23 protein-coding genes are annotated in these 21,385 nt (G+C 70.4%); 16 read left to right on the top strand and 7 right to left on the bottom strand.

From position 1 onward, the window contains the following. Nucleotides 1-12 precede the first annotated feature (12 nt). The 9 genes from ACIBHX_RS35530 to ACIBHX_RS35490 all read left to right on the top strand — a co-directional run bounded on the left by ACIBHX_RS35530 (nt 13) and on the right by ACIBHX_RS35490 (nt 10,677). A complete protein-coding gene (locus tag ACIBHX_RS35530; RefSeq protein WP_397071802.1) occupies nt 13-345 on the top strand; it encodes an antibiotic biosynthesis monooxygenase family protein in 333 nt (110 codons plus the stop codon). A 12-nt stretch (nt 346-357) separates the two neighbouring features. Further along, nucleotides 358-1,302, top strand: coding sequence for a prolyl aminopeptidase (gene pip / locus ACIBHX_RS35525; RefSeq protein WP_397071801.1), 945 nt, complete (start codon nt 358-360; stop codon nt 1,300-1,302). Nucleotides 1,303-1,412: 110 nt separating this feature from the next. After that, on the top strand, nt 1,413-2,513 hold the full coding sequence (locus ACIBHX_RS35520) for a pyridoxal-phosphate-dependent aminotransferase family protein (RefSeq protein WP_397071800.1): 1,101 nt from the start codon (nt 1,413-1,415) through the stop codon (nt 2,511-2,513). A 4-nt stretch (nt 2,514-2,517) separates the two neighbouring features. Beyond that, on the top strand, nt 2,518-3,435 hold the full coding sequence (locus ACIBHX_RS35515; protein WP_397071799.1) for a LysR substrate-binding domain-containing protein: 918 nt from the start codon (nt 2,518-2,520) through the stop codon (nt 3,433-3,435). Continuing rightward, nucleotides 3,432-5,801 carry an FAD-dependent oxidoreductase gene (locus tag ACIBHX_RS35510; protein WP_397071798.1) on the top strand — a complete coding sequence of 790 codons (2,370 nt, stop codon included), beginning with the start codon at nt 3,432-3,434 and terminating at the stop codon, nt 5,799-5,801. The genes ACIBHX_RS35515 and ACIBHX_RS35510 overlap by 4 nt, the downstream gene beginning before the upstream one ends. Further along, on the top strand, nt 5,798-6,649 hold the full coding sequence (gene purU / locus ACIBHX_RS35505; RefSeq protein WP_397071797.1) for a formyltetrahydrofolate deformylase: 852 nt from the start codon (nt 5,798-5,800) through the stop codon (nt 6,647-6,649). The genes ACIBHX_RS35510 and purU overlap by 4 nt, the downstream gene beginning before the upstream one ends. 141 nt (nt 6,650-6,790) lie before the next feature. Beyond that, on the top strand, nt 6,791-8,830 hold the full coding sequence (locus tag ACIBHX_RS35500; RefSeq protein ID WP_397071796.1) for a phosphocholine-specific phospholipase C: 2,040 nt from the start codon (nt 6,791-6,793) through the stop codon (nt 8,828-8,830). A gap of 184 nt (nt 8,831-9,014) precedes the next feature. After that, on the top strand, nt 9,015-9,944 hold the full coding sequence (locus tag ACIBHX_RS35495) for an anion permease (protein ID WP_397071874.1): 930 nt from the start codon (nt 9,015-9,017) through the stop codon (nt 9,942-9,944). 100 nt (nt 9,945-10,044) lie between these two features. After that, entirely contained in the window at nt 10,045-10,677 is a 633-nt protein-coding gene (locus ACIBHX_RS35490; RefSeq protein ID WP_397071795.1) for a DUF47 domain-containing protein, read from the top strand. A 394-nt stretch (nt 10,678-11,071) separates the two neighbouring features. Here ACIBHX_RS35490 and ACIBHX_RS35485 read toward each other — a convergent pair whose 3' ends face one another. Then, nucleotides 11,072-11,953, bottom strand: a complete 882-nt coding sequence (locus ACIBHX_RS35485) for an LLM class F420-dependent oxidoreductase (protein ID WP_397071794.1) — start codon at nt 11,951-11,953, stop codon at nt 11,072-11,074. A 33-nt stretch (nt 11,954-11,986) separates the two neighbouring features. On the opposite strand from ACIBHX_RS35485, the gene ACIBHX_RS35480 reads away from it, so the two are divergent. Together ACIBHX_RS35480 and ACIBHX_RS35475 are read left to right on the top strand one after the other, a co-directional pair. Continuing rightward, a complete protein-coding gene (locus ACIBHX_RS35480) occupies nt 11,987-12,334 on the top strand; it encodes an ArsR/SmtB family transcription factor (protein ID WP_397071793.1) in 348 nt (115 codons plus the stop codon). Between the two features lie 268 nt (nt 12,335-12,602). Continuing rightward, a complete protein-coding gene (locus ACIBHX_RS35475) occupies nt 12,603-13,028 on the top strand; it encodes an NUDIX hydrolase (RefSeq protein ID WP_397071792.1) in 426 nt (141 codons plus the stop codon). On the opposite strand, the gene ACIBHX_RS35470 is transcribed toward ACIBHX_RS35475, so the two are convergent. Further along, entirely contained in the window at nt 12,986-13,285 is a 300-nt protein-coding gene (locus ACIBHX_RS35470) for a hypothetical protein (protein ID WP_397071791.1), read from the bottom strand. The two genes, ACIBHX_RS35475 and ACIBHX_RS35470, sit on opposite strands and share 43 nt — an antisense overlap. A gap of 157 nt (nt 13,286-13,442) precedes the next feature. Here ACIBHX_RS35470 and ACIBHX_RS35465 point away from each other — a divergent pair, with 157 nt between their 5' ends. Both ACIBHX_RS35465 and ACIBHX_RS35460 read left to right on the top strand, forming a co-directional pair. Next, the gene (locus ACIBHX_RS35465; RefSeq protein WP_397071790.1) at nt 13,443-14,261 is read left to right on the top strand and encodes a Scr1 family TA system antitoxin-like transcriptional regulator; all 819 of its coding nucleotides are present in this window, start codon (nt 13,443-13,445) and stop codon (nt 14,259-14,261) included. Next, complete coding sequence (locus tag ACIBHX_RS35460) at nt 14,258-14,494, top strand: DUF397 domain-containing protein (protein WP_397071789.1); 237 nt, start codon at nt 14,258-14,260, stop codon at nt 14,492-14,494. The genes ACIBHX_RS35465 and ACIBHX_RS35460 overlap by 4 nt, the downstream gene beginning before the upstream one ends. Before the next feature lie 93 nt (nt 14,495-14,587). Here ACIBHX_RS35460 and ACIBHX_RS35455 read toward each other — a convergent pair whose 3' ends face one another. From ACIBHX_RS35455 to ACIBHX_RS35445, 3 genes are read right to left on the bottom strand one after another with little or no spacing between them, the layout of a single operon-like run. Beyond that, the gene (locus ACIBHX_RS35455) at nt 14,588-15,424 is read right to left on the bottom strand and encodes an alpha/beta fold hydrolase (protein WP_397071788.1); all 837 of its coding nucleotides are present in this window, start codon (nt 15,422-15,424) and stop codon (nt 14,588-14,590) included. After that, the gene (locus ACIBHX_RS35450; protein ID WP_397071787.1) at nt 15,425-16,144 is read right to left on the bottom strand and encodes an MBL fold metallo-hydrolase; all 720 of its coding nucleotides are present in this window, start codon (nt 16,142-16,144) and stop codon (nt 15,425-15,427) included. Continuing rightward, nucleotides 16,141-16,656 carry a TetR/AcrR family transcriptional regulator gene (locus ACIBHX_RS35445; protein ID WP_397071786.1) on the bottom strand — a complete coding sequence of 172 codons (516 nt, stop codon included), beginning with the start codon at nt 16,654-16,656 and terminating at the stop codon, nt 16,141-16,143. The genes ACIBHX_RS35450 and ACIBHX_RS35445 overlap by 4 nt, the downstream gene beginning before the upstream one ends. 72 nt (nt 16,657-16,728) lie before the next feature. On the opposite strand from ACIBHX_RS35445, the gene ACIBHX_RS35440 reads away from it, so the two are divergent. Beyond that, entirely contained in the window at nt 16,729-17,145 is a 417-nt protein-coding gene (locus ACIBHX_RS35440) for a nuclear transport factor 2 family protein (RefSeq protein WP_397071785.1), read from the top strand. A 19-nt stretch (nt 17,146-17,164) separates the two neighbouring features. Beyond that, nucleotides 17,165-18,127 (top strand): ornithine cyclodeaminase family protein, encoded by a 963-nt coding sequence (locus ACIBHX_RS35435; RefSeq protein WP_397071873.1) that lies wholly within the window; start codon nt 17,165-17,167, stop codon nt 18,125-18,127. A gap of 10 nt (nt 18,128-18,137) precedes the next feature. On the opposite strand, the gene ACIBHX_RS35430 is transcribed toward ACIBHX_RS35435, so the two are convergent. Further along, nucleotides 18,138-18,920, bottom strand: coding sequence for a hypothetical protein (locus ACIBHX_RS35430; protein ID WP_397071784.1), 783 nt, complete (start codon nt 18,918-18,920; stop codon nt 18,138-18,140). Between the two features lie 201 nt (nt 18,921-19,121). Between ACIBHX_RS35430 and ACIBHX_RS35425 the strand changes: the two genes are divergently transcribed. Continuing rightward, nucleotides 19,122-20,087, top strand: coding sequence for a zinc-binding dehydrogenase (locus ACIBHX_RS35425; RefSeq protein ID WP_397071783.1), 966 nt, complete (start codon nt 19,122-19,124; stop codon nt 20,085-20,087). A gap of 106 nt (nt 20,088-20,193) precedes the next feature. Here ACIBHX_RS35425 and ACIBHX_RS35420 read toward each other — a convergent pair whose 3' ends face one another. Continuing rightward, entirely contained in the window at nt 20,194-21,345 is a 1,152-nt protein-coding gene (locus ACIBHX_RS35420; RefSeq protein WP_397071782.1) for a pyridoxal phosphate-dependent aminotransferase, read from the bottom strand. Between the last annotated feature and the right edge of the window lie 40 nt (nt 21,346-21,385).

Below are 21,385 nucleotides of genomic sequence, written 5' to 3'. Positions count from 1 at the left end.
CGTCATAGGGGTATGAGCGATTCCATCACCTTGATCAACGCGTTCAGCGTCCCTCCCGCGGAGTCCGACAGGTTCCTGCTGCGCTGGAAGGAGCACGCGAGCATCATGACCAGGCAGCCGGGCTTCATCAGGGCCTGGCTGCACCGCGCGATCTCCGACGACGCCGAGCTGCGCTTCGTCAATGTGGCCGAGTGGGCGAGCGCGGAGGCCTTCGAGGCGGCGCTGGGGAACCCGGTGTGGCAGGCCTCCGTCCAGGTCATGCTGGAGGACCCCGAGCTGCACATCACCCCACGTCCCTCCACCTACCACGTGGAAATCGAGCTGCACCCCGGCGACGACGCCTAGTAGCTTGGCCGGGTGTATCCCGCGATAGAACCCTATGACCACGGCCATCTCGACGTGGGAGACGGCAACCTCGTCTACTGGGAGGCGTGCGGCAACCCTGACGGCAAGCCCGCACTCGTAGTCCACGGCGGCCCGGGGTCGGGATGCGGCCCGGGCCAGCGCCGCGGCTTCGATCCCGAGCGCTACCGCATCATCCTGTTCGACCAGCGCAACTGCGGCCGCAGCCTGCCCCACGCCAGTGACCCGGCCGTCGACCTGTCGGCCAACACCACCCACCACCTGGTGGCCGACATGGAGCGGCTGCGCGAGCACCTGGGCGTGGACAGGTGGCTGCTCTACGGCGGTTCGTGGGGTTCGACGCTGATCCTGGCCTACGCCGAGGCGCATCCCGAGCGGGTGTCGGAGATCGTCATCACCGGTGTCACCATGACCCGCCGCTCGGAGATCGACTGGCTCTACGACGGCGTCGGCCGCTTCTTCCCGCAACAGCGGCAGCGCTTCCGCGAGGGCGTTCCCGAGTCCGAGCGTGACGACGTGCTGGCCGCCTACGCCCGGCTCATGGCCGACCCGGATCCGGCCGTCAGGGCCAAGGCCGCCCACGACTGGACGGCGTGGGAGGACACGGTCATCTCCCTGGAGGTGAACGGCAAGCCCGACGCCTACAGCGACCGCCCGGACGACGCGCTGGCGGCCTTCGTCCGCATCTGCGCCCACTACTTCTCCAACGCCGCCTGGCTCGAGGAGGGCGTCCTGCTGCGCGAGGCGCACAAGCTCGCCGGCATCCCCGGCCTCCTCCTGCACGGCCGCTTCGACCTCGGCTCGCCCCTGGAGTACGCCTGGGACCTGGCCCAGGCCTGGCCGGACGCCCGCCTGGTGATCGTGGAGGACTCCGGTCACACCGGCAGCGACACCTACCGCAAGGAGGTCGGCAAGGCGCTGGACGGCTACGCCGGCTGAGCGCGTCAACCTCGGATGGGGCTATCGCGCGTATAGGGAAACGCGCCTGTCGTCCGCTGCGGGTCCTGGATAGCGTCCGTTATGCCGGATAACTACCCGAGATCGAGTGGATGATGGACGAAGAGCTCATTCTGCTGAACCCCGGTCCTGCCTGTACATCGAAGCGGGTCAAGGATGCCCTGCTTCGTGGTGACCTGTGCCACCGCGAGCCGGAGTTCACGCAGTTGCTGTTCAGGATCCGTGAGGCGCTGCCCCGCTGCCTGAACCTCGGCGACACGCACGAGGCGCTGCTGGTTACGGGGTCCGGGACCTCGGCCATGGAGATGGCGGTCATCAGCTCCGTCCGCGAGGGACGCAGCGTGCTCGTCGTGAACAACGGCGTTTACGGCGAGCGGATGATCAGGATCGCCAAGGCGAACGGCATCCCGTTCCACGAGGTCAAGAGCGAGTGGACGGTCCCGGCCGACCCGGCGGAGATCGAGCGGGCGCTGGCCGCGCACGACGACGTCGACGCGGTCGTGGCCGTCCACCACGAGACCACGACCGGGCTGATCAACCCGATCAAGGAAATCGGCGAAGCAGCGGCGAGGAACGGCGCGCTGTTCGTCGTCGACGCCATCTCCGGGACGGCGATCGAGGATCAGGACCTGGCCGAGGTCAAGGCCGACATCGTGTGCGGCACCGCGAACAAGGGTCTGCACGGCCTGCCCGGCATGTCGTTCATCCTGTGCAGCGAGCGCGCCGTCGAGCGCCTGCAGCAGGTGCCCGAGCGCAGCCTCTACCTCAACGCCGCCAGCTACCTGAAGGGTCAGCGCAAGGGCGACGTGCCCTTCACGCCGGCCGTACAGGTCTGCTACTCCCTCGACGAGGCGATCAAGGAGTACGAGGAGGCGGGCGGCTTCGCGGCGCGCACCAAGCTCTACCGCGAGCGGGCGGCGCTGGTGCGCGGCCAGTTCGAGCGGCTGGGGCTGCGGATCCTGGTCGACGAGCAGTACCGCGCCAACACCGTCACGATGCTGCACCTGCCGGATGGTGTGACGTACCCGGCGCTTCACGATGAGTTGAAGAAGCGTGGATATGTTATCTACGCCGGTCAGGGGCAGCTTTCAGCGGATTTCTTCCGCATTTGCACGATGGGAGAGATCCCCTGGCACCGGCTCGAGCAGCTGGAAGACGCGCTGCGCGAATCGATCGAGGCGGCTAGGGGTTAGATAGATGCAGCTCAACCTGCACCGGCTCTGGATCTTCATGACGGTCGTGGAGTGCGGCGGCTTCTCGGCCGCCGCGCAGAAGCTCTACCTGAGCCAGCCGTCCGTGTCACACCAGGTCAGGCAGCTTGAGCAGTCACTGCGCAGCACGCTGATCGACCGCAGCGGCGCCAGGATCCGGCTCACGCCCGAGGGCGAGGTCATGCTGGAGTACGCCAAGCGCGTCTTCCTGCTGGCCGACGAGGCCGTGGCCGCGATCAGGCAGGTCTCGGGCCTGCAGACGGGCAAGCTGGTCGCCGGGGGCACCACCACGGTCGGCACGTACCTGCTGCCGCCGCTGCTCGCGGCCTTCCGCGACCGGCACCCCGGCATCGAGATCGGCATCCAGGTCGCCAACGCCCAGCAGGTCGAGCGCGGGCTGGTCGACGGCGAGATCGGCGTGGCCGTGCTCGCCGGCCAGCCCGGCGCCGCCCAGCTGGTCAGCGAGCCGATCCTGGAGGATCGCCTCGTCGTCATCACCCAGCCGGGCCACCGGCTGTCGAGCAAGGGTACGGCGGAGCCGCACGAGCTGGCCGGGGAGCCGTTCCTCATCCGGGAGCCGGGCTCGTCCACCCGTGAGCTGCAGGAGCAGGCCCTGGAGACCTGGGGCCTGGAACAGCGCACGGAGATCTGGGGCCCCGAGACGATCAAGCAGGCGGTGGCCGCCGGGCTGGGCATCTCGCTGGTCTCCGAGCACTGCGTCGAGCAGGAGCTCGCCGACGGCCGCCTGTGCGCCGTCGAGGTCAACCCGGCGCCCAAGCCCCGCCCCATCGTCCTGGCCCACCGCAGGGACCGCCTCCTCGGTCCCGCAGAACAAGCCTTCATCGCCATGTTGCGGAACGTGCGCAGCTGGCCGGGTATCAATCGGCTTAGGAGCATCTCTTGATCAAGGCGCTGCCCTCCCGCGCCCAGGTTGTGATCATCGGTGGTGGCATCGTCGGCTGCAGCGTGGCCTACCACCTGGCCGAGCTGGGCTGGACCGACGTCGTCGTGCTCGAGCAGGGGCAGCTCTCCTGCGGCACCACCTGGCACGCGGCCGGCCTGGTCGGCCAGCTCCGCAGCACGGAGAGCATGACGAAGCTCATCCAGTACAGCACCGACCTGTACGGCAGGCTGGAGGCGGAGACCGGCTTCGGCACCGGATGGAAGCGGTGCGGAAGCGTGAGCGTGGCACGCACGCCGGAGCGGATGACCCAGCTCAGGCGGACCGCCGCCCAGGCACGCAACTACGGCATCACCGCCGAGATCATCACCCCGGCCGAGGCGGGCGAGCTGTGGCCCGTGATGCGGACCGACGACCTGGTGGGCGGGGTGTGGCTGCCGGGCGACGGCAAGGCCAACCCATCCGACCTGACCCAGGCGCTGGCGCGCGGGGCGCAGCGGCGCGGGGTGCAGGTGCTGGAGCGGATCCGCGTGACCGGCGTCTCCGTCGTCGACGGGCGGGTGCGGAAGATCGCGACGACCGAGGGCGACATCGAGACCGAGATCCTGGTGAACTGCGCCGGGCAGTGGGCCAAGCAGCTCGGCCGGATGGCCGGGGTGACCGTACCGCTGCACTCGGCCGAGCATTTCTACGTCGTGACCGAGCAGATCGAGGGCGTCAGGCCGGACCTGCCGGTCATGCGCGACCCGGATGGCTACGCCTACTTCAAGGAGGAGGTCGGCGGTCTGGTGGTGGGCGGGTTCGAGCCCGACGCGAAGCCCTGGGGGATGGACGGCATCCCGCACCCGTTCGAGTTCCAGCTCCTGGAGGAGGACTGGGACCAGTTCTCGATCATCATGGAGAACGCCGTCCAGCGCGTGCCCGCCCTGGAGACCACCGGCGTGCGGATGTTCTACAACGGGCCCGAGTCGTTCACCCCGGACAACATGTTCCTGCTCGGCGAGGCTCCGGAAGTCGCCGGATACTTCGTGGCGGCGGGCTTCAACTCCGCGGGGATCGCCTCGGCGGGCGGAGCGGGCAAGGCCCTCGCGGAGTGGATCGTGAACGGCTCGCCCACCACCGACCTGTGGCCGGCCGACCTGCGCCGTTTCGCCCGCTGGGCGGACAACGACACCTGGCTCAGGGACCGGGTCACCGAGACCCTGGGCCTGCACTACGCGATGTCGTGGCCCAACAAGGAGCTCGAGACGGCCCGGCCGCTGCGCCGCTCGCCCGTCCACCACCTGCTCGAGGCGGGCGGGGCCTGCTTCGGGTCGAAGATGGGCTGGGAGCGGGTCAACTACTTCGGCGTCCCGCAGCCGTACACCTTCGCCAGGCCGGGCTGGCAGGAGCAGGTCAACGCGGAGGTGAACGCCTGCCGTACCGGGGCCGCGCTCTTCGACCAGACCTCGTTCTCGAAGTTCACGCTCAAGGGGCCCGAGTCCGTCGACGTGCTGCAGTGGCTGTGCACCGCGGACGTGGACGTCGAGGTGGGCCGGGTCGTCTACACCGGGCTGCTCAACGAGCGGGGCGGCTACGAGTCCGACCTGACCGTGACGCGGGTGGCGCACGACGAGTACCTGATCGTGACCGGGTCGGCGCAGACCACGCGGGACTTCGACCACATCTCCAAGGGGATCGGGGATCGGCGGGCGGCCCTGGTGGACGTGACCGGCGCATACGCCGTCTTCGGCATCATGGGCCCCGAGTCACGAAATATCCTGAAGAAGGTGTCGAAGGCGGACTTTGATGATTTCCCCTTCGGCACGTCCAGGCTGATCGACCTCGGATACGCCACGGTGCGCGCCACAAGGGTGACCTACGTCGGAGAGCTGGGCTGGGAGCTCTACGTCCCCGCCGAGTTCGCCGTCACCGTGTACGAGACCCTGCGTGGCACAGGCGTCGCCGAGGCCGGCTACTACGCCATCGAGGCCATGCGGATCGAGAAGGGCTACCGCGCCTGGAGCAGGGAGCTGGGACCCGAGGTGACCCCGGCCGAGGCGGGACTCCGCTTCACCTGCAGGAAGTCCGGCGGCTTCCGCGGCGCGGACAAGGCGCTCGAGCCTCCGTCCCGCCGGGTCGTGTCGATCGTGCTGGACGACCCGGACGCGCACCTGTGGGGCGGCGAGTCGCTGCTGGCCGACGGTGCTCCCGTCGGCTACGTCACCTCGGCCGCCTACAGCCCCACGCTGGGCCGCGCCGTGGCGCTCGGATTCGTGTCCGACGTGTCGCTCGGCAAGTGCGACGTGGATGTCGCCGGCGAACTGTACTCTGCCCAGATCAGCCTCAAGGCGCCCTACGATCCCACCTCGGCGAGAGTGAAGGCATGACTGTGTTTCCCGGCTCCGAGTACGTCCTGACACTTGCGTGCCCCGACCGCCCAGGCGTCGTGGCCGCCGTCTCCGGCCTGCTCGCCGGCCGGGGCTGCAACATCATCGAGAGCCAGCAGTTCGGCGACCAGGTCGGGCAGCGCTTCTTCATGCGCGTGCAGTTCTCGGCGTCGGAGGATCTCACCTCCGACTTCGCCGCGCTCGCCCCTGACTTCGGCATGGAGTTCAAGCTGCGCGACACGGCGGTCAAGCCGCGCGTGCTCGTCATGGTCAGCAAGTTCGACCACTGCCTGAACGACCTGCTCTACCGGGTCCGCTCGGGCGGGCTCGACATCGAGGTGGTCGCGGTCGCCTCCAACCACCCCGACCTGCGGCCGCTCACCCAGTCCTACGGCATCGACTACCACCACCTGCCGGTCACGCCGGACAACAAGCAGAAGCAGGAGGCCGAGGTGCTCGCGCTGGTCGAGCACTACCAGGTCGACCTGGTGGTGCTGGCCCGCTACATGCAGGTCCTGTCGCAGGAGCTGTGCGAGAAGCTGGCCGGCCGGGCGATCAACATCCACCACTCCTTCCTGCCGTCGTTCAAGGGCGCCAAGCCCTACCACCAGGCCCACGCCCGTGGCGTCAAGCTGATCGGCGCCACCGCCCACTACGTCACCTCCGACCTGGACGAGGGCCCGATCATCGAGCAGGAGGTGGTTCGCGTGAACCACAGCCACTCGCCCGGGGACCTGGTCGCCATGGGCCGTGACGTCGAGTGCATCACGCTGGCCCGGGCGGTCAGGTGGCACGCCGAGCAGCGCGTTCTCCTCGACGGCCACAAGACCGTCGTCTTCCCCCGCTAAGTCACAGCAGCGCGCCATCCCGCCCGTATCCCTGTTCGACACCATCCCGTAGTTGACCACGGCTATCTGCACGTCTTATGTTCCGGTCAGCCCTTACGCAACTAGTTGCGTGGTACGCAACGACCGGAAGGAGCCGGCCCCATGCCCGAGGTCAACCGGCGTCGTTTCTTACAGGTGGCGGGCGGATCCGCCGCACTGTCCCTTCTCCCCGAGAGCATCGCCCGCGCCGAGTCGATCGCGCCGGCCGTCGTCACAGGAACCGTGCAGGACGTCCAGCACATCGTCGTCCTCATGCAGGAGAACCGCTCCTTCGACCACTATTTCGGCACCATGAAGGGCGTCAGGGGCTTCGGTGACCCACGCCCGTTCACGCAGCCCAGCGGACAGCCGGTCTTCAACCAGTCCGGCGTGCTGCCCTTCCACCCGACCGCGTCCAACCTCGGTCTGCAGTTCCTGCAGGACCTCGACCACGACTGGAACGGCACGCACTCGGCCTGGAACTCCGGCAAGTACGACAACTGGATCCCCGCCAAGACGGCCACCACGATGGCCTACCTCAACCGGGGCGACATCCCGTTCCACTACGCGCTGGCCGACGCGTTCACCGTCTGCGACGGCTACCACTGCTCGTTCATGGGCGCGACGGACCCGAACCGGTACTACATGTGGACCGGGCACACCGGCAACGACGGCACCGGGGGCGGCCCCGTACTTGGCAACCAGGAAGCGGGGTACGGCTGGACCACCTACCCCGAGCGGTTACAGGCCGCCGGCATCTCGTGGAAGATCTACCAGGACACGGGAGACGGCCTTGACGCGGCCGGAACCTGGGGCTGGACCGGCGACCCGTACATCGGGAACTACGGGGACAACTCGCTGCTGTACTTCAACAACTACCGGAACGCCTTACCTGGCGACCCGCTCTACGACCGGGCGCGGACGGGGACAGCCGTCAAGAACGGCGGGACCTTCTTCGACGTGCTCAAGGCCGAGGTCATGAACGGGCAGCTGCCGCAGATCTCCTGGGTCGCCGCACCCGAGGCCTACACCGAGCACCCGAACTGGCCGGCCAACTACGGAGCCTGGTACATCGCGCAGGTCCTGGACGCGCTCACCGCCAACCCCTCCGTGTGGGCCTCGACCGTGCTGCTGATCACGTACGACGAGAACGACGGGTTCTTCGACCATGTGCCGCCGGCGTTTCCTGGAACGTCGACGGCGCCCACGACACTCGACCTCTACACGAAGTCCGGCAGCTACGTGAAGGGGCCGTACGGCCTCGGACCCCGGGTTCCCCTGCTGGTCGTGTCCCCGTGGAGCCGGGGCGGCTGGGTGTGCTCGCAGACCTTCGACCACACCTCGATCCTGCGGTTCATGGAGAAGCGGTTCGGGGTCACCGAGACGAACATCTCGCCCTGGCGCCGCACGGTCTGCGGCGACCTGACCTCGGCGTTCGACTTCGCGCAGCAGGACGTGTCGGTTCCCGCCCTGCCGAGCACGTCGGGGTACGCACCACCGGACCACAACCGGCACCCTGACTACGTGCCCACCGCGCCGTCGCCGGGATCGATGCCGCGCCAGGAACCGGGTCAGCGGCCCGCCCGCGCCCTGCCGTACGACCTGCGGGTCTCCGGCCGCACCGACGCCTCGGCCGGCACCTACGGGCTGATCTTCACCAGCGCGGGCGCGTCGGGCGCGACGTTCCTCGTCTCGTCGGCCGTCGGCACCTTCGGACCGTGGAGCTACACCTGCGAACCAGGTAAATCCCTCTCGGCACCCTGGTCCACGGCGAAGAAGACCCGCCTGTACGACCTGACGGTCTCCGGCCCCGCCGGGTACCTGCGCCGCTTCAAGGGAACGGTGCCCTCGGCACGCGGCGCACAGCCCGCGAACCCCGAGGTCACCGCGGCCTACTCGGGCGGCGACGTCGTCCTCACCATCACCAACGGCGGCGGCGCGGCCTGCACCGTCACCATCGTCAACGCCTACGGCGGCGCCACCGCGTCCCACACCGTGGGCCCTGGCGCCACCGTCACCCACACGGCCACGCTGGCCGCCAGCGCCAGCTGGTACGACCTGACGGTCACCTCCAGCACCGACGCCGGCTGGCTCCGCCGCCTCGCAGGCCATGTGGAGACCGGCGGGCCGAGCCTCTCCGACCCCGCCATCCTCACCACCTGACGCCGTGAGACCCGCCGCCCCGCTCGCTGGAGGGGCGTCGGGTCAATCGGCTTCTGGCGCGAACGCCAAGGTCCGGGGCCGGAAGGACCGATCCGGGTAGGCCCGTCTATAGCAGTCATCAGGGAATGGGACTTGTCCCGCACAACCGGGGCGGGCTGGGATGGAGCGCATGCCGTTGAACGCCGTGGTTGTGATCGTGGTCGCCGCGCTCTTCGCGGTCGTCTCCGGCATGAACGACGGCGGCTCCCTCCTCGCGACGGGACTGAAGCTGCCCAACGTCCGCCCCGCCGTCGGCCTGCTGATCCTCGTCGTGCTGGTGGCCGTCGTGCCGCTGGCCACCAACCAGGTGGCGCTGACGTTCGTGACCCGGCTGGCGACCTTCTCCGGCCCCGGCGGCCGCAGCGCGATGACGATCGCGGTGATCTGCGCCCTGGCCGTGGTCACCGTGCTCAACGCCCGCGGCCGCCCGACCAGCCTCACGCTGGCCGTCGTCGGCGGCGTCACCGGCGCCGGCATCGGCTGGGGCCTGCCGGTGTCGTACGGGTGGGTGTCGCTCGTCCTCGCGATCGGGCTCATCGCCCCTTTCGTCGGCGGGCTCGCCGCCTGGGCGGCGAACCGGATGCTCCTGCTGGTGACCGACGGGCCGGGCCTGTCGCGCTGGCACTGGGGCGGGTTCCTGCTGCAGTGCGTGGCCTACGCGGCCAACGACGCACAGAAGATGCTCGCCGTCTTCATGATCGCGCTGGGCTTCACCGGGGCGCCGATCGGCGTGACGTCGATGGTGGCGGTCCTGTTCGGCCTCGGCGCCCTGTACGGGCTGCCCAGGGCGGGACGCACGCTCAGCCGGGAGATCATCGTCTCGCGCCCTCTTCACGGGGTGGCGGCCGAGCTCGGCTCGGGCCTCGCGGTCATCGCCTCGGCCCTGGTCGGGATGCCGGTCAGCATGACCCAGGCCATCGCGGGCGGCCTCGTCGGCGCGGGCGTCTCCCAGGGCGGCGGGCGCGTCCGCTGGTACGCCGCCGTCAAGATCGTCGTCGCCTGGCTCCTGACTCTCCCCGCCAGCGCCCTGAGCGCCGCCGTCATAGCCCGCCTCGTCCAAGGAGCCTCCCCGTAACCCCGTGGCGGCGTGCCGTACGACATGAGGCTCTCATCAGAGAGCCGGAAGCAATGGGAAGGAATCGGGTGAGCAGTGTGATCGCATGGGGGGAGGACCGATGAAGCGGCTGCGGCGGGTGCGGGACCTGCTGTCCGGGCGGATGGACAGGGCGCTGACCGAGGCGTTGCTGGGACAGTTGGAGGCGACCAAGGAGGGCGCCTGGCTGGCGATGGCGATGATCGCGGGCGAGGTGGGCAGGACGGGGGCGCACGAGCAGATGCGCGCCATCGAGCACCTCGGTGACGAGGAGCGCCGCCGGCTGGTCGACGAGCTGAAGAGCGCCCTGGTCACGCCGATCGACCGGGAGGACCTCTTCCGGCTGTCGCGGTCGATCGACGACGTGCTCGACTCGCTGCGCGACTTCGTCCGGGAGTCGCACCTGTACAGGGTGCCGGACCAGATCCGCTTCTCGCCGCTGCTCGACCAGGTCATCGTCGGCATCGACGCCCTCGAGAACGCCGTCAAGGACCTCGCCTCCCGCCCCTCGGCCGTCGTCCAGGACGCCCTCGAGGCCAAGAAGGTCGGCGGCGCGATCCGCCGCATGTACCAGTACGAGATCTCCCGCATCTTCTCCGGCGAGATCACGCCCGAGTCGATGAAGGAACGCGAGCTGGTGCGCCGCCTCGAGATCGTCGGCATGGCCATCGGCGACGCCGCCGACGCCATCGCCGACGGCGCCATGAAGCGCTGACCGCATCCCCCGCCGCCCTCCATACGTTCGCCCGCTCGGCGTTGCATTACCTCGCACGCCGCTTCTTCTAGTACGCCACTTCTTCTTGTACGGCGAGCCGCCCCGCCGCCACCCGCCGCACGGGGTCGGGCTCTGTCCAGGGGGACGCCACGGCTAGCAGGACGTGGCCGGCCGCCGTTACGGCGCTTCGTAAGCGTGGCACCAGGGTCCCCGGTCCCCGCCGCACAAGGCGCCGCCCTTCGCCGTACCCCTCCTCGCCGACCCAGCGCCGGGAAAGACCTCCGTGGGTGCCGAGAACACCTCCCGGCGGCTCCGTGGCCCAGGCGCAAAGCCACGGCCCCCCACAACCGGGAACCGCCCTCCCCATGGGACCGGCCTGGGTTGGGCGGAGCGGTTAGAGGTCGAGGGCGGGGGCGAGGGTTTGGAGTTGGGTGAGGGCGTCTGTGAGGTCGGGGGCGTGGGGTGACAGGGGTTGGAGGGCGACGTGGTCGGCGCCCGCGTCGAGGTGGGCGCGGACGCGCTTGACGACGGTCTCCGGGTCGCCCCAGGCGACGATGGCGTCCGCGAGGCGGTCGCTGCCCCCGTCGGCCAGGTCGGAGTCGGTGTAGCCGAGCGCCAGCAGGTTGTTCACGTAGTTGGGCAGTGTCAGGTAGTACGCCATGTGGGTGCGGGCGATCTGCCGGGCCCTGGCGGGGTCGGTCTCCAGGAGTACGGCCTGCTCGGGCACCAGGAGGCGGTCGTGGCCCAGGACGTCGCGGGCCAACGCGGTGTGCTCCGGCGGGACGAAGTACGTGTGGGCCCCGGCGGCGCGGTCGCGGGAGAGCTCCAGCATCTTGGGACGCAGCGCGGCGAGCAGGCGGGGCGCGTCGCCCTCGGGCAGACCGGGCTGCGCCTGGTCCATGCCGTCGAGATACTCGCGCATCGCGGTCAGCGGCTTGCCGTAGGCGTGGCCGCGGCTGCCGACCAGGGTGCTGTGGCTCACGCCGATGCCCAGCAGGAACCGCCCGGGGAACGCCTCCCCGACCGTGGCCCTGCTCGCGGCCATCGCCGTGGCGTCGCGCCCCCACAGGTTGGCGATGCCGGTGCCCACGGCGATACGGCTGGTGGCCGACAGCAGCAGACTCGCCACCACCAACGGGTCCTTGGACCCTGGCCCCTCGTTCACCCACACCGAGCCGTAGCCGAGCTCCTCGATCTCGACGGCCGCCCGGCGCGCCACGGCGGCGGGGGCCTTGCCGATCGCCGGATGCCACACGCCTACCTGTCCGGTGTCCATGGGCGCTCCTTCCGAGTAAGCTGTTCGATCGAGATGGAACACTACAGCAATGTTCGATCGTCGTCGAACAGGACGCGCTCGCTGACCCACGCCTCACCCGCCGAGGTGTCGCTCCAGGCCGCCCTCGACGCGCTCGGCGACCCAGTGCGCCGCCGCATCGTCAGGGAGCTGGCCGAGGTGCCCGACTGGACGCGCCCGTGCGGCACGTTCACCCACCTGACGGCCAAGTCGACGCTCAGCCACCACTTCGGCGTCCTGCGCAACGTCGGCCTGCTGGAGCAGCGCGACGAGGGCCCGCGCCGCCTCAACCGCCTGCGCAGGCAGGAGTTCACCGACCGCTTCCCCGGCCTGCTCGAGCTCGTCCTCACCGAACAGGATTAGAGGTACGGCATGCCCTCCACCCCCCCGAACCGACCCGCCAACCCAGCGAACCGCAGGGCGCCAAGGCACCGCGGGACCCGGGAAACGCGCGGCGCACAGCGCAGCACGGCAAGCGGCTGAGACGCCGAGGCGAGACCCACGAGAGTGGAAAACCAAAGCGCCGGGGCGGGACCCGGGAAACGCGGGGCCGAGGCTCGGTGGTGGGATTGGTCGGAGCTCATTCGGCTCGGACAACCGGGGCACGCCGTACAGAGAAGGAGATGGGCGCATGAGCAGTGACAGGCCCGCGGCACGGGTGGTGTGCGTGGATCCCGATGGCAAGGTGCTGCTGCTGCGCTGGCACGACCGCGTGAGCGGCGAGACGTTCTGGGAGCCGCCAGGAGGCGGGATCCAGGCCGGAGAGACCCCTCTGGAGGCGGCGAGGAGGGAACTGACCGAGGAGACGGGATTGCCGGGTTCCGCCGTGCAGGACCGCCACGTCGCGGTCCCCCGCGATTTCGTCTGGCTCGGCGTCCACTACGTCAAGACCGAGCAGTTCTACCTGGCCGAATTCGACGAGTGCGAGCTTCAAGTCGACCTCGGGTCTGGCGCCCCCGAGGAAGTGGACTCGTATCGCGGCGCAGGCTGGTTCTACGAGTTGCCAGCGAGGGTTCAGCCGCCGGAGCTGGCCGAGGTGATCAAGGAGCTCACGTAGGACGCGGTCTCCTCGGCGGTGGTGAAGCGGACGGGCTGGCAGCCCGGCAGCTCGACCACGTAGTCGCCGGTGTAACTCACCGTTACATGCCGTGCCGCCAGCACGGGGTCGTCGCTGACCGGCGGCTGGTAGGTGTTCTGCGAGAGGGTGAGCCTGACCCGGCTGACCAGGATGGCGCGGATACCTGCGGCGGCAAGCCGTTCCTGAACCCAGCACAGTTGCTGCACTCGCGCGGCGTGCAGGGCGGACATGGGCACCACTTGTCCTTACTTTTTACTGGATTTCTGCACTCCGATATCAGAGTGCACCGGCGCGACTACTCTATGTACGTCAACCGGTGGCACACACCGACTGTGCGCGTAGCGGGTGTCGTTTGTAGAACCCGTGTAGAACGTTTCTCCCCCCGGAGGGATCATGCCTTCCGCTCGCGAGCTCGAACCCGGTTCCAGCCCCCTCGCCTTCTTCGGCTCTGAGCTGCGAGAACACCGGATTCGGGCGGGTTTGTCGCAGGAGCAGCTGGCCGAACGGCTGAGCTACTCACTGTCCCTCGTGTGCGCCGTCGAGCTCGCCAACCGCACCCCCTCGCGCGACTTCGCCGAGCGGGCCGATCAGGTGCTCGACACACAGGGTGCGCTGACCCGGCTGTGGCCGCTGGTACGGCAGGCCGCCTACCCGGCCTGGTTCCGCCCGTGGCTGGAGATCGAGCAGACGGCGCGCACGCTGCAGACGTGGCAGCCGCTGCTGGTGCCGGGCCTGTTGCAGACCGAGGGCTACGCGCGCGAGGTGCTGCGCAGGGAGCCGGCGGCGACCGCCGAGCAGGTGGACGAGGCGGTGGCCGCCCGCATGACCAGGCAGGCGATCCTGCACCGGTCCGATCCGCCGATGTACTGGGTGGTGCTGGACGAGTGGATGCTGCACCGCCCGGTGGGATCCGCCGACACGATGCGCGGCCAGATCCGGGCCCTGCGCGAGAGCGCCGATGCGCCCAACATCACGATCCAGGTGGTCCCCAGGAACAGTCCGGCCATCGCCGGGCTCACCGGGGCGTTCGTGATCGCCAGAATTCCCGGAGAGCCCGATCTCGTTTACCTGGAAACGGCCCGGGAGGGGTACGTATCCGATCGACCCGCCGACCTCGAGTCGATCGTTCAGAGGTACGACGTGATCCGGTCTCTCGCGCTACCTGTCAACGCGAGCCTAGATTTGCTGTCAACAGTTGAGGAGAGCGTATGAACGACCTTGAGTGGCGCAAGGCCCGTCGCAGCGGTAGCAACGGCGGCGACTGCGTCGAAGTGGCCGTCCTCGACGCATCCGGGGATGCCGCCGTTCACAAATCCGGCCACGACAGGCTGTACGTCCTGCGCGACTCGAAGAACCCGGAAGGGCCCCGGCTGTTCTTCACCCCCGCCGAGTGGGAGGCTTTCCGCCTCGGCATGAAGGACGGCGAGTTCGACGACCTGACCTGACGTGAGGCAGGTCGCCGTGGCCTGAGGGGGATACGTCGTCCCTCGTCCGCTAGATCGTTCCAGCGCGGTGCCGGTCCCCCGGCACCGCGCTTCTCACTTCGCGAGCCAGGTGGCGACGGCGGTCACGAAGCGGTCGGCGTCGTCGTGCCACGGGTAGTGCCCTGCCCCCGGCTGGACGACGACCTCGGCGTCGCGGAAGAACCCGGCGTACTCCACCGCCACGCTCGGCAGGGTGTTGACGTCCACCTCGCCCGACACCAGCAGCACCGGCGCGTCGAGCTTGGCGAGGGCGGCACGGATGGACCCGGGGTCGAAGGCGCCGTCGGCGACGAAGATCGCCGCAGCCTGGTGATTGCGCATCCCGGCGTCGGCCGCCTGGTGCGCCTGCGCCGCCTCGTCCCACCGGCCGTGGAAGAACGGCCCGATCGCGTCCCAGTCGGTGCCGTTGCCCGCCACGATCGCCTCGAGGGCGGCCATCGCCTCCGGGTACCACGGCTCGCCCGCGCGCATCCGGGCGATCTCGAGCCTGGCCTCCCCGCCGACGTCGATCCCGACGGCGCCCGCGCCCGGGGTGACCAGGACGAGCCTGGCGACGTGCTCGGGGTGGCCGGTGGCGTACATGACCGCGATGTTGGCCCCGGCCGAGTGGCCGAGCAGGTCCATCCGGTCGAGCCCGAGGTGGACGCGCAGGGCCTCGACGTCGTCCACGAGCCTGTCGCAGCGGTAGGTGGCGGGATCCTCCGGCTCGGCCGACCGCCCGGTGCCGCGCAGATCGAGCACGATCAGCCGCCGGTGCGCCGACAGGCCGCCGAGCTCGCCGAGGTAGGCCGAGTCGCGCATGGGGCCGCCGGGCAGGCAGATCAGCGGCTCGCCCTGGCCGTACTCGCGGTAGGCCAGCTCGGTGCCGTCATAGGAGGGGAAGCAGGGCAATCAAAGCTCCATGATCAGGCGGGGGGATGAGATGCCGATCGTACCGGAGTACCCCTCGGCGGCGGCGGTGACGAACCGCTCGGCCGCCAGCCCCGGCCAGGGGTGCGTGAGGATCAGGCGCCCCACTCCGGCTCGCGCCGCGTTCTCCCCTGCCTGCCTCGCGGTCGACAGGTACGGCGCGTCCTCCTCGGGGACCTCGTCCGGGTACGTCGCCTCGGCCAGGAAGACGTCCGCGTCGCGTGCCAGGTCCACCAGGTCGGGCGTGGGCCCGGTGTCGCCGGTGTAGGCCAGGACGGTCCCGCCGGCGCTGAGCCGTACACCGTGGTTGGGCACGTGGTGCGGCAGCAGCCAGGTCTCCAGCCGGAACGGCCCGAGCTCCCCGGAAAAGGTCAGGCCGTCGGCCAGCATCCCCGGCCTGTCCAGCGTCAGCACCGCGTCGAGCGCACCCTCGGGAGCGTGTACGGCCAGCGGCGCGGGACCCCGCTCCCCCAGCACCCGGGCGCGCAGCAGCGGGTTGAGGTCGGCGCAATGGTCGGGATGGCCATGGGTGACCACCACGGCGTCGACGTCCTCCGGAGCCACGAACTCCTGCAGCACCTGCATCGTGCCGTAGCCGGGATCGATCAGGATCCGGTAGCCGTCGTGCTCCACCAGGTAGCCGCTGCAGGCCTGGGTGGCGGTGGGCCAGGCGCCCGATCCGCCGAGAATCGTGAGCTTCATACCTTCAGTCCGTCCATAACGATCCGCAGGGACATGGCCGCGTGCTCACCCGTCCTGGCGACGGCCGCGGTGAGCGCGAGCAACTCGGGCATCGACACGTCGCGCCTGACCACGCCTGCCCCCTGAGCACGGGTCAGCAGCGTATCCAGCGCCTGGGGCAGCTCGCGGCGGCCCTCGGCGAGCGTGTCCTCGGCGGCGGCCACCGCGTCGGCGTAAGCCGCCTTGGTGGCCGCCACCTCGACCATCCCGCGCAGGAAGTCGAACAGCGCCTGCCCCGGGTCGGGGGCGTCGCACAGCCGCCGCGCCTGGTCGACGAAGCCCTGCACGATGCCCGCGAACACCGCCTCGACCAGGGACTCCTTGGTCGGGAAGTGGCGGAAGACGGTGCCGATGCCGACGCCCGCCGTGCGGGCCACCTCCTCGGTGGAGGCGGTGATGCCGTGCTCGGCGAACACGGCCTCGGCCGCGTCGAGGATCTTGGCCCGGTTGCGGGCGGCGTCCGCGCGGATCATCGATTGACAAACGGAGTCATCGCTCCGTATCGTTCTTCCGGAGTCACGACTCCGATTCTAGGGAGGCAGGCCATGTCCGAGCAACGCGAGGTGCTCCAGCGCTACCTGCGCGCCGGCGTCGACGGTGATCGCGCGACCCGATCGGCCCTGTTCAGCGATGACGCCGTGGTCGAGTTCCCGTTCGCGCCGCAGGGATCGCAGCGGCGCTTCGCGGGGCGGCAGGAGATCGACGCGATGTTCAGCCTGATCGGCGACACCGCGCGGGCGGGCGACATCCGCATCGACGAGGCGGCCAGCTCGCTGACCGTGCACGAGACGGCCGATCCCGAGGTGCTGATCGCCGAGTCGGAGGTGCACGTCGACACCCCTTCCGGGCGGGTGGAGTTGCCCTACATCCAGGTGTTCAGGATCCGCGAGGGGAAGATCGTGCTGTTCCGCGACTACTTCGGGCCGCGCACCGGAGAGTTGACCAGGACTCTCTTCTCCTAGTAGGGAAGATCGGGTGCTGATGCTCACGCAGTCCGAGGTGGAGGCACTGCTCGCCCCGGGCGACTACATCGACCTCATCGAGCGCGCCTTCGCCCGCACCGACACCCTGCCCCGCCGGCTGGCCCACCTCGACAGCCCGCCCGGCGAGTTCCACCTCAAGGCCAGCGGCTTCGACGGCGTGGTCGGCGTGAAGATCGGCGCCTGCTTCTACGACCGGCCCGCCACGCTGGGGCTGCCGAGCATCGTCGGGGTCATCGCCCTGTTCGACGGCACGAACGGCCAGCCGCTGCTCTTGCTGGAGTCCGCCACGGTCACCCGCCTGCGCACCGCCGCGGCCACCGCCGTCGCGGCCCGCCACCTGGCCCGCACCGACGCCACCACGCTCGCCATCCTCGGCACCGGCGCCCAGGCCGCGGCCCACCTGGCCGCCATCCGCGCGGTCCGCCCGATCACCCGCGTCCTCATCTGGAGCCGCGATCCCGCCAACGCCGAGTCCTTCGCCGCCACTCACACGGCCGTGGGGCATGACGGCGGCGCGGCGTCTCGGGGGCTTGAGGTCGTGGCGGTGCCGCGTCCGGGAGAGGCGGGCAGGCAGGCGGACATCGTGGTGACCCTGACCCCTTCGACGGTGCCCTACCTGGGCCTCGACGACCTGCGCCCGGGCACGCTGGTGGCGGCGGTCGGGTCCGACGCCCCCGACAAGCGCGAACTGCACGACGACCTCCTGGCCGCGGCCACCCTGGTCACGGACGTGACCCACCAGTGCGCGGCGGTCGGCGAGCTCCACCACCGCCCCCACACCCCTGTCCACGCCGAACTGGGCGAGATCATCCGCGGCACCAGGCCAGGCAGGCAGACGCCGACCGAGATCATCGTCTTCGACTCCACCGGCACAGCCATCCAGGACGTGGCCGCCGCCCAAGCCCTCTACGCCGCCGCCCATCGCCACAAGACCGGCACCCCACTCCCCCTCTGGGACTGACCCAGTCCGGTCAGGGGTGCGGGGTGTGGCCGAGCTCGGCGAGAGTGGTGGTGAGCAGGGAGCGCAGGAGGCGGCCGCCGACCTTTTCGTGTTCGGCTTCGACCGGGAAGCCTTCCGCCACGCGGGCATGATAGATCTCGCGTTCACGCTCATCCGTGTACGGCTGGGCCGTCATGGCGACCGCCACGGTGGTGCGTGTGCCGCGGCGCGGGATGACGGCGACGGCGTGGGTACGCAGGCACGTCTCGTCCGCTCCGCCGTACCAGCCGCACTTGATGCCGGCGCTGGGCGCGCGGACCGCCTCGCGGATGCCGAACGTCTGCTCCCCCGACACCTCCCGCATCCAGCCCATGATCGTCTCGGCGACGGGGTCGCCGGCGAGGGCGGACTGGGCGAGGGCCGCGTAGGCGGTGGCGACCTCGTGGGCCGCCACCTCGACCGAGCCGAAGCGCGACGGGTCGCCGTTGGGCACGGCCCAGCGGACGCCCGTGCGGTGGTGGAGGTCGTCGAGGATGACCCCGGGGCCGACCGACAGCCACAGGTTGACCGTGTCGGCGTTGGAGGAGATGACGACGGCGGGCTGGGCGTGACGGCGCCAGCGTTCCGCGTCGGGGATGCGGGGCGCGGCCACCCACGCGTACAGGGGCTTGAGCAGGGAGGCGCAGCGCAGCCTGGTCAGGCCGGAGCTCACGCAGACGGTGCGGGCGGATGGCCCGCCGTAACCACGCCTGATGCCCGCCGCCTGGGCGCTGGCCCCCGGCTCCAGATGGCGCAGCAACTCGTCGAAACTCATCCGACCCCCAAACCGCCCGAACTCCTCCCAAACGCCCGCGTCCCCAGGTGCGAGCACCCTGACCAGCCATGATGGCACCAACCGCCGTCCCAGGGGATCAACTCGCCAAGGTCGATCTTGCCCCGGGAATCAACGCGCTTGCGGAGCGGTTTGCTCCGATAGGGCCGGAGCGATTTGCTCCGATTAGCGAAGGAGTGGGACATGCGTGCGGTCGTGGTGAGGGAGTTCGGCGGGCCTGAGCGCCTGGTCGTCGAGGAGGTCCCGGACCCTGTTCCCGGTCCCGGGCAGGTGCTGATCGAGGTGGGCGCGGCGGCCATCACGTTCGTGGACACCCAGTCGCGGGCCGGGCGGGGGCCCGTGCCCGCGCATCGGCCCGGCCTGCCGTACACGCCGGGGAACGGTGTGGGCGGCACGGTGGTCGCCGTGGGCCCGGGAGTGCCCGAGGGGTTGATCGGCAGGCGGGTGATCAGCTCGCTGGACGGCAAGGGGGGATACGCCGAGCTGGCCTTGGCCGAGGCGGCCGGGCTCGTCGAGCCGCCCGGCGGCATGTCGCTCGAGGACGCGGTGGCGTTGCTGGCCGACGGGCGCACGGCGGTGGGGCTGGCGCGGGCGGCGGCTCCGGAGCCGGGTGAATGGGTGCTGGTCGAGGCGGCAGGCGGCGGCGTCGGGAGCCTGCTGGTGCAGCTGGCCGTACGCGCGGGAGCCCGGGTGATCGGCGCGGCGAGCAGCCAGGACAAGCGCGGGAGAGCGGCGGACCTGGGCGCCGAGCTGACCGTCGACTACACCGACCCGGGCTGGACGGCCACGATCCGGGAGGCGACCGGCGGGCTGGACGTGGTGTTCGACGGCGTGGGCGGGCAGATCGGCGCCGCCGCCGCGTCGCTGCTGCGGGACGGCGGTAGGATCAGCGTGTACGGCATGGCCGGCGGATCCATGACCGAGCCGGGCGACCGCGTCACCAGGGTCGGCTTCCCGCAGGTGGACATGCGCGAGCTGGTCGAGGAGGCGCTCGAGGCCGGTCTCCGCCCGACGATCGGCCAGGTCCTCCCGCTCGAGCGGGCCGCCGAGGCCCACGCGGCGATGGAGGCGCGGACAGTCACGGGCAAGTCGCTGCTCATCCCCGGAATGCCCGCCGGGCCGCGCCGGCCCCGCCGTACAGCAGCCTGACCGTGGCGGAGGGGAAGCACCTGCTGCTCGACCCCGCGCATCCGGTGCGGTACGGCGAGCACTGGACGCCACCGCTGCTGGACCGGATCAACGCGCAGCGCTGAGATCAGGCCAGGGCGGCGTCGAAGCGGGCCCGCAGGTCGGACAGGCGTTTGACCGGTTCGTTGCTGTAGACCAGCCGGACGTAGCGGGGAGCCACCTCGGAACCCCAGGCGGTCATGGGAGTCGCGGCGATTCGTCCGAGCTCCAGGAGGCGAGCCGACAACGCGGGCGCGGTCAAGCCCAGAGCCTCCGCGTCGACCAGGCACGACCAGCCGCCGCCCGCCCGCACGACGGGCAGCCCGGCCAGCTGCTCGATCACGGTGTCGTGGCGCGCCTGGTACTCGGCCACCGCCTCCGCGACCCCGCCGCCGGCCGGGTCGGTGAGCGCGGCGGCCGCCCCGAGCTGGGCGAACCCGCTGGAGACCGTGGTGTTGTAGGTAACGGCCAGCCCCACGAGCCGCATGATGTCAGGCGGCCCGGCGATCCACCCGATCCGCCAGCCGATCATCCGGTACTCCTTGGACGTCGACCCGATCACGATCGTCCGGTCGGCGAGCCCGTCCACGTGGCACGGGTGGATCCGCGGGTGGCCGTCGTAGACGATCCGCTCCATCGCCGCGTCGTAGATCAGGTGGGCGCCGGTCCGCTCGCAGACCGCGGCCACCGCCGCCCAGTCGTCGGCGTCGAGGATCATCCCCGACGGCATCGACGGGCTCATCAGCAGCAACGCCGCCGCCTCGGTCACCGCGGAAAGCGCCTCCCTGTCCAGCCGCCAGAACCCGTCGACGACCCGGAGCGGCACGAGCCACGGCTGCGCACCCGACAGCCGTACCCGCTGGAGCAGGCCGGCGTAGGTGGGGTCGGTGAGTACCACGCGCTCGCCCGGCTGGGTGGCGGCCAGCAGCAGCGGCAGGACCGCCGAGGTGCCGCCCGAGGTGACGACGATCTGCCGCATCGGGTCGTAGCCGAGCCCCGTGCGCACGCGCAGGTCGGCCGCGATCGCCTCGCGCAGCACGGGCAGCCCGGTGAACGGCAGCCAGCTGTTGCCCTGCCCCTCGGCCAGAGCCGCCATGGTGGCCTCGACCGCGACGCGCGGCGGCGGCACGTCGGTGTCGAGGTTCTCCAGGCGCAGCACGTCGGGATCGTCCCCGGCGGCCGCGGCGACCTTCTCGATGTCGAAGGACAGGACCTCGGCGAATCGTGAGTTCGGACGCATGCCAACCTCCAGTCGTTCCGTTTATGGAACGACTGGAGGG

The sequence above is a fragment of the Nonomuraea sp. NPDC050536 genome (assembly GCF_044457685.1).
GTDB lineage: Bacteria > Actinomycetota > Actinomycetes > Streptosporangiales > Streptosporangiaceae > Nonomuraea.
The sequence above is the reverse complement of the archived record's forward strand: the minus strand, read 5'-3'. Positions and strand labels throughout refer to the sequence as shown.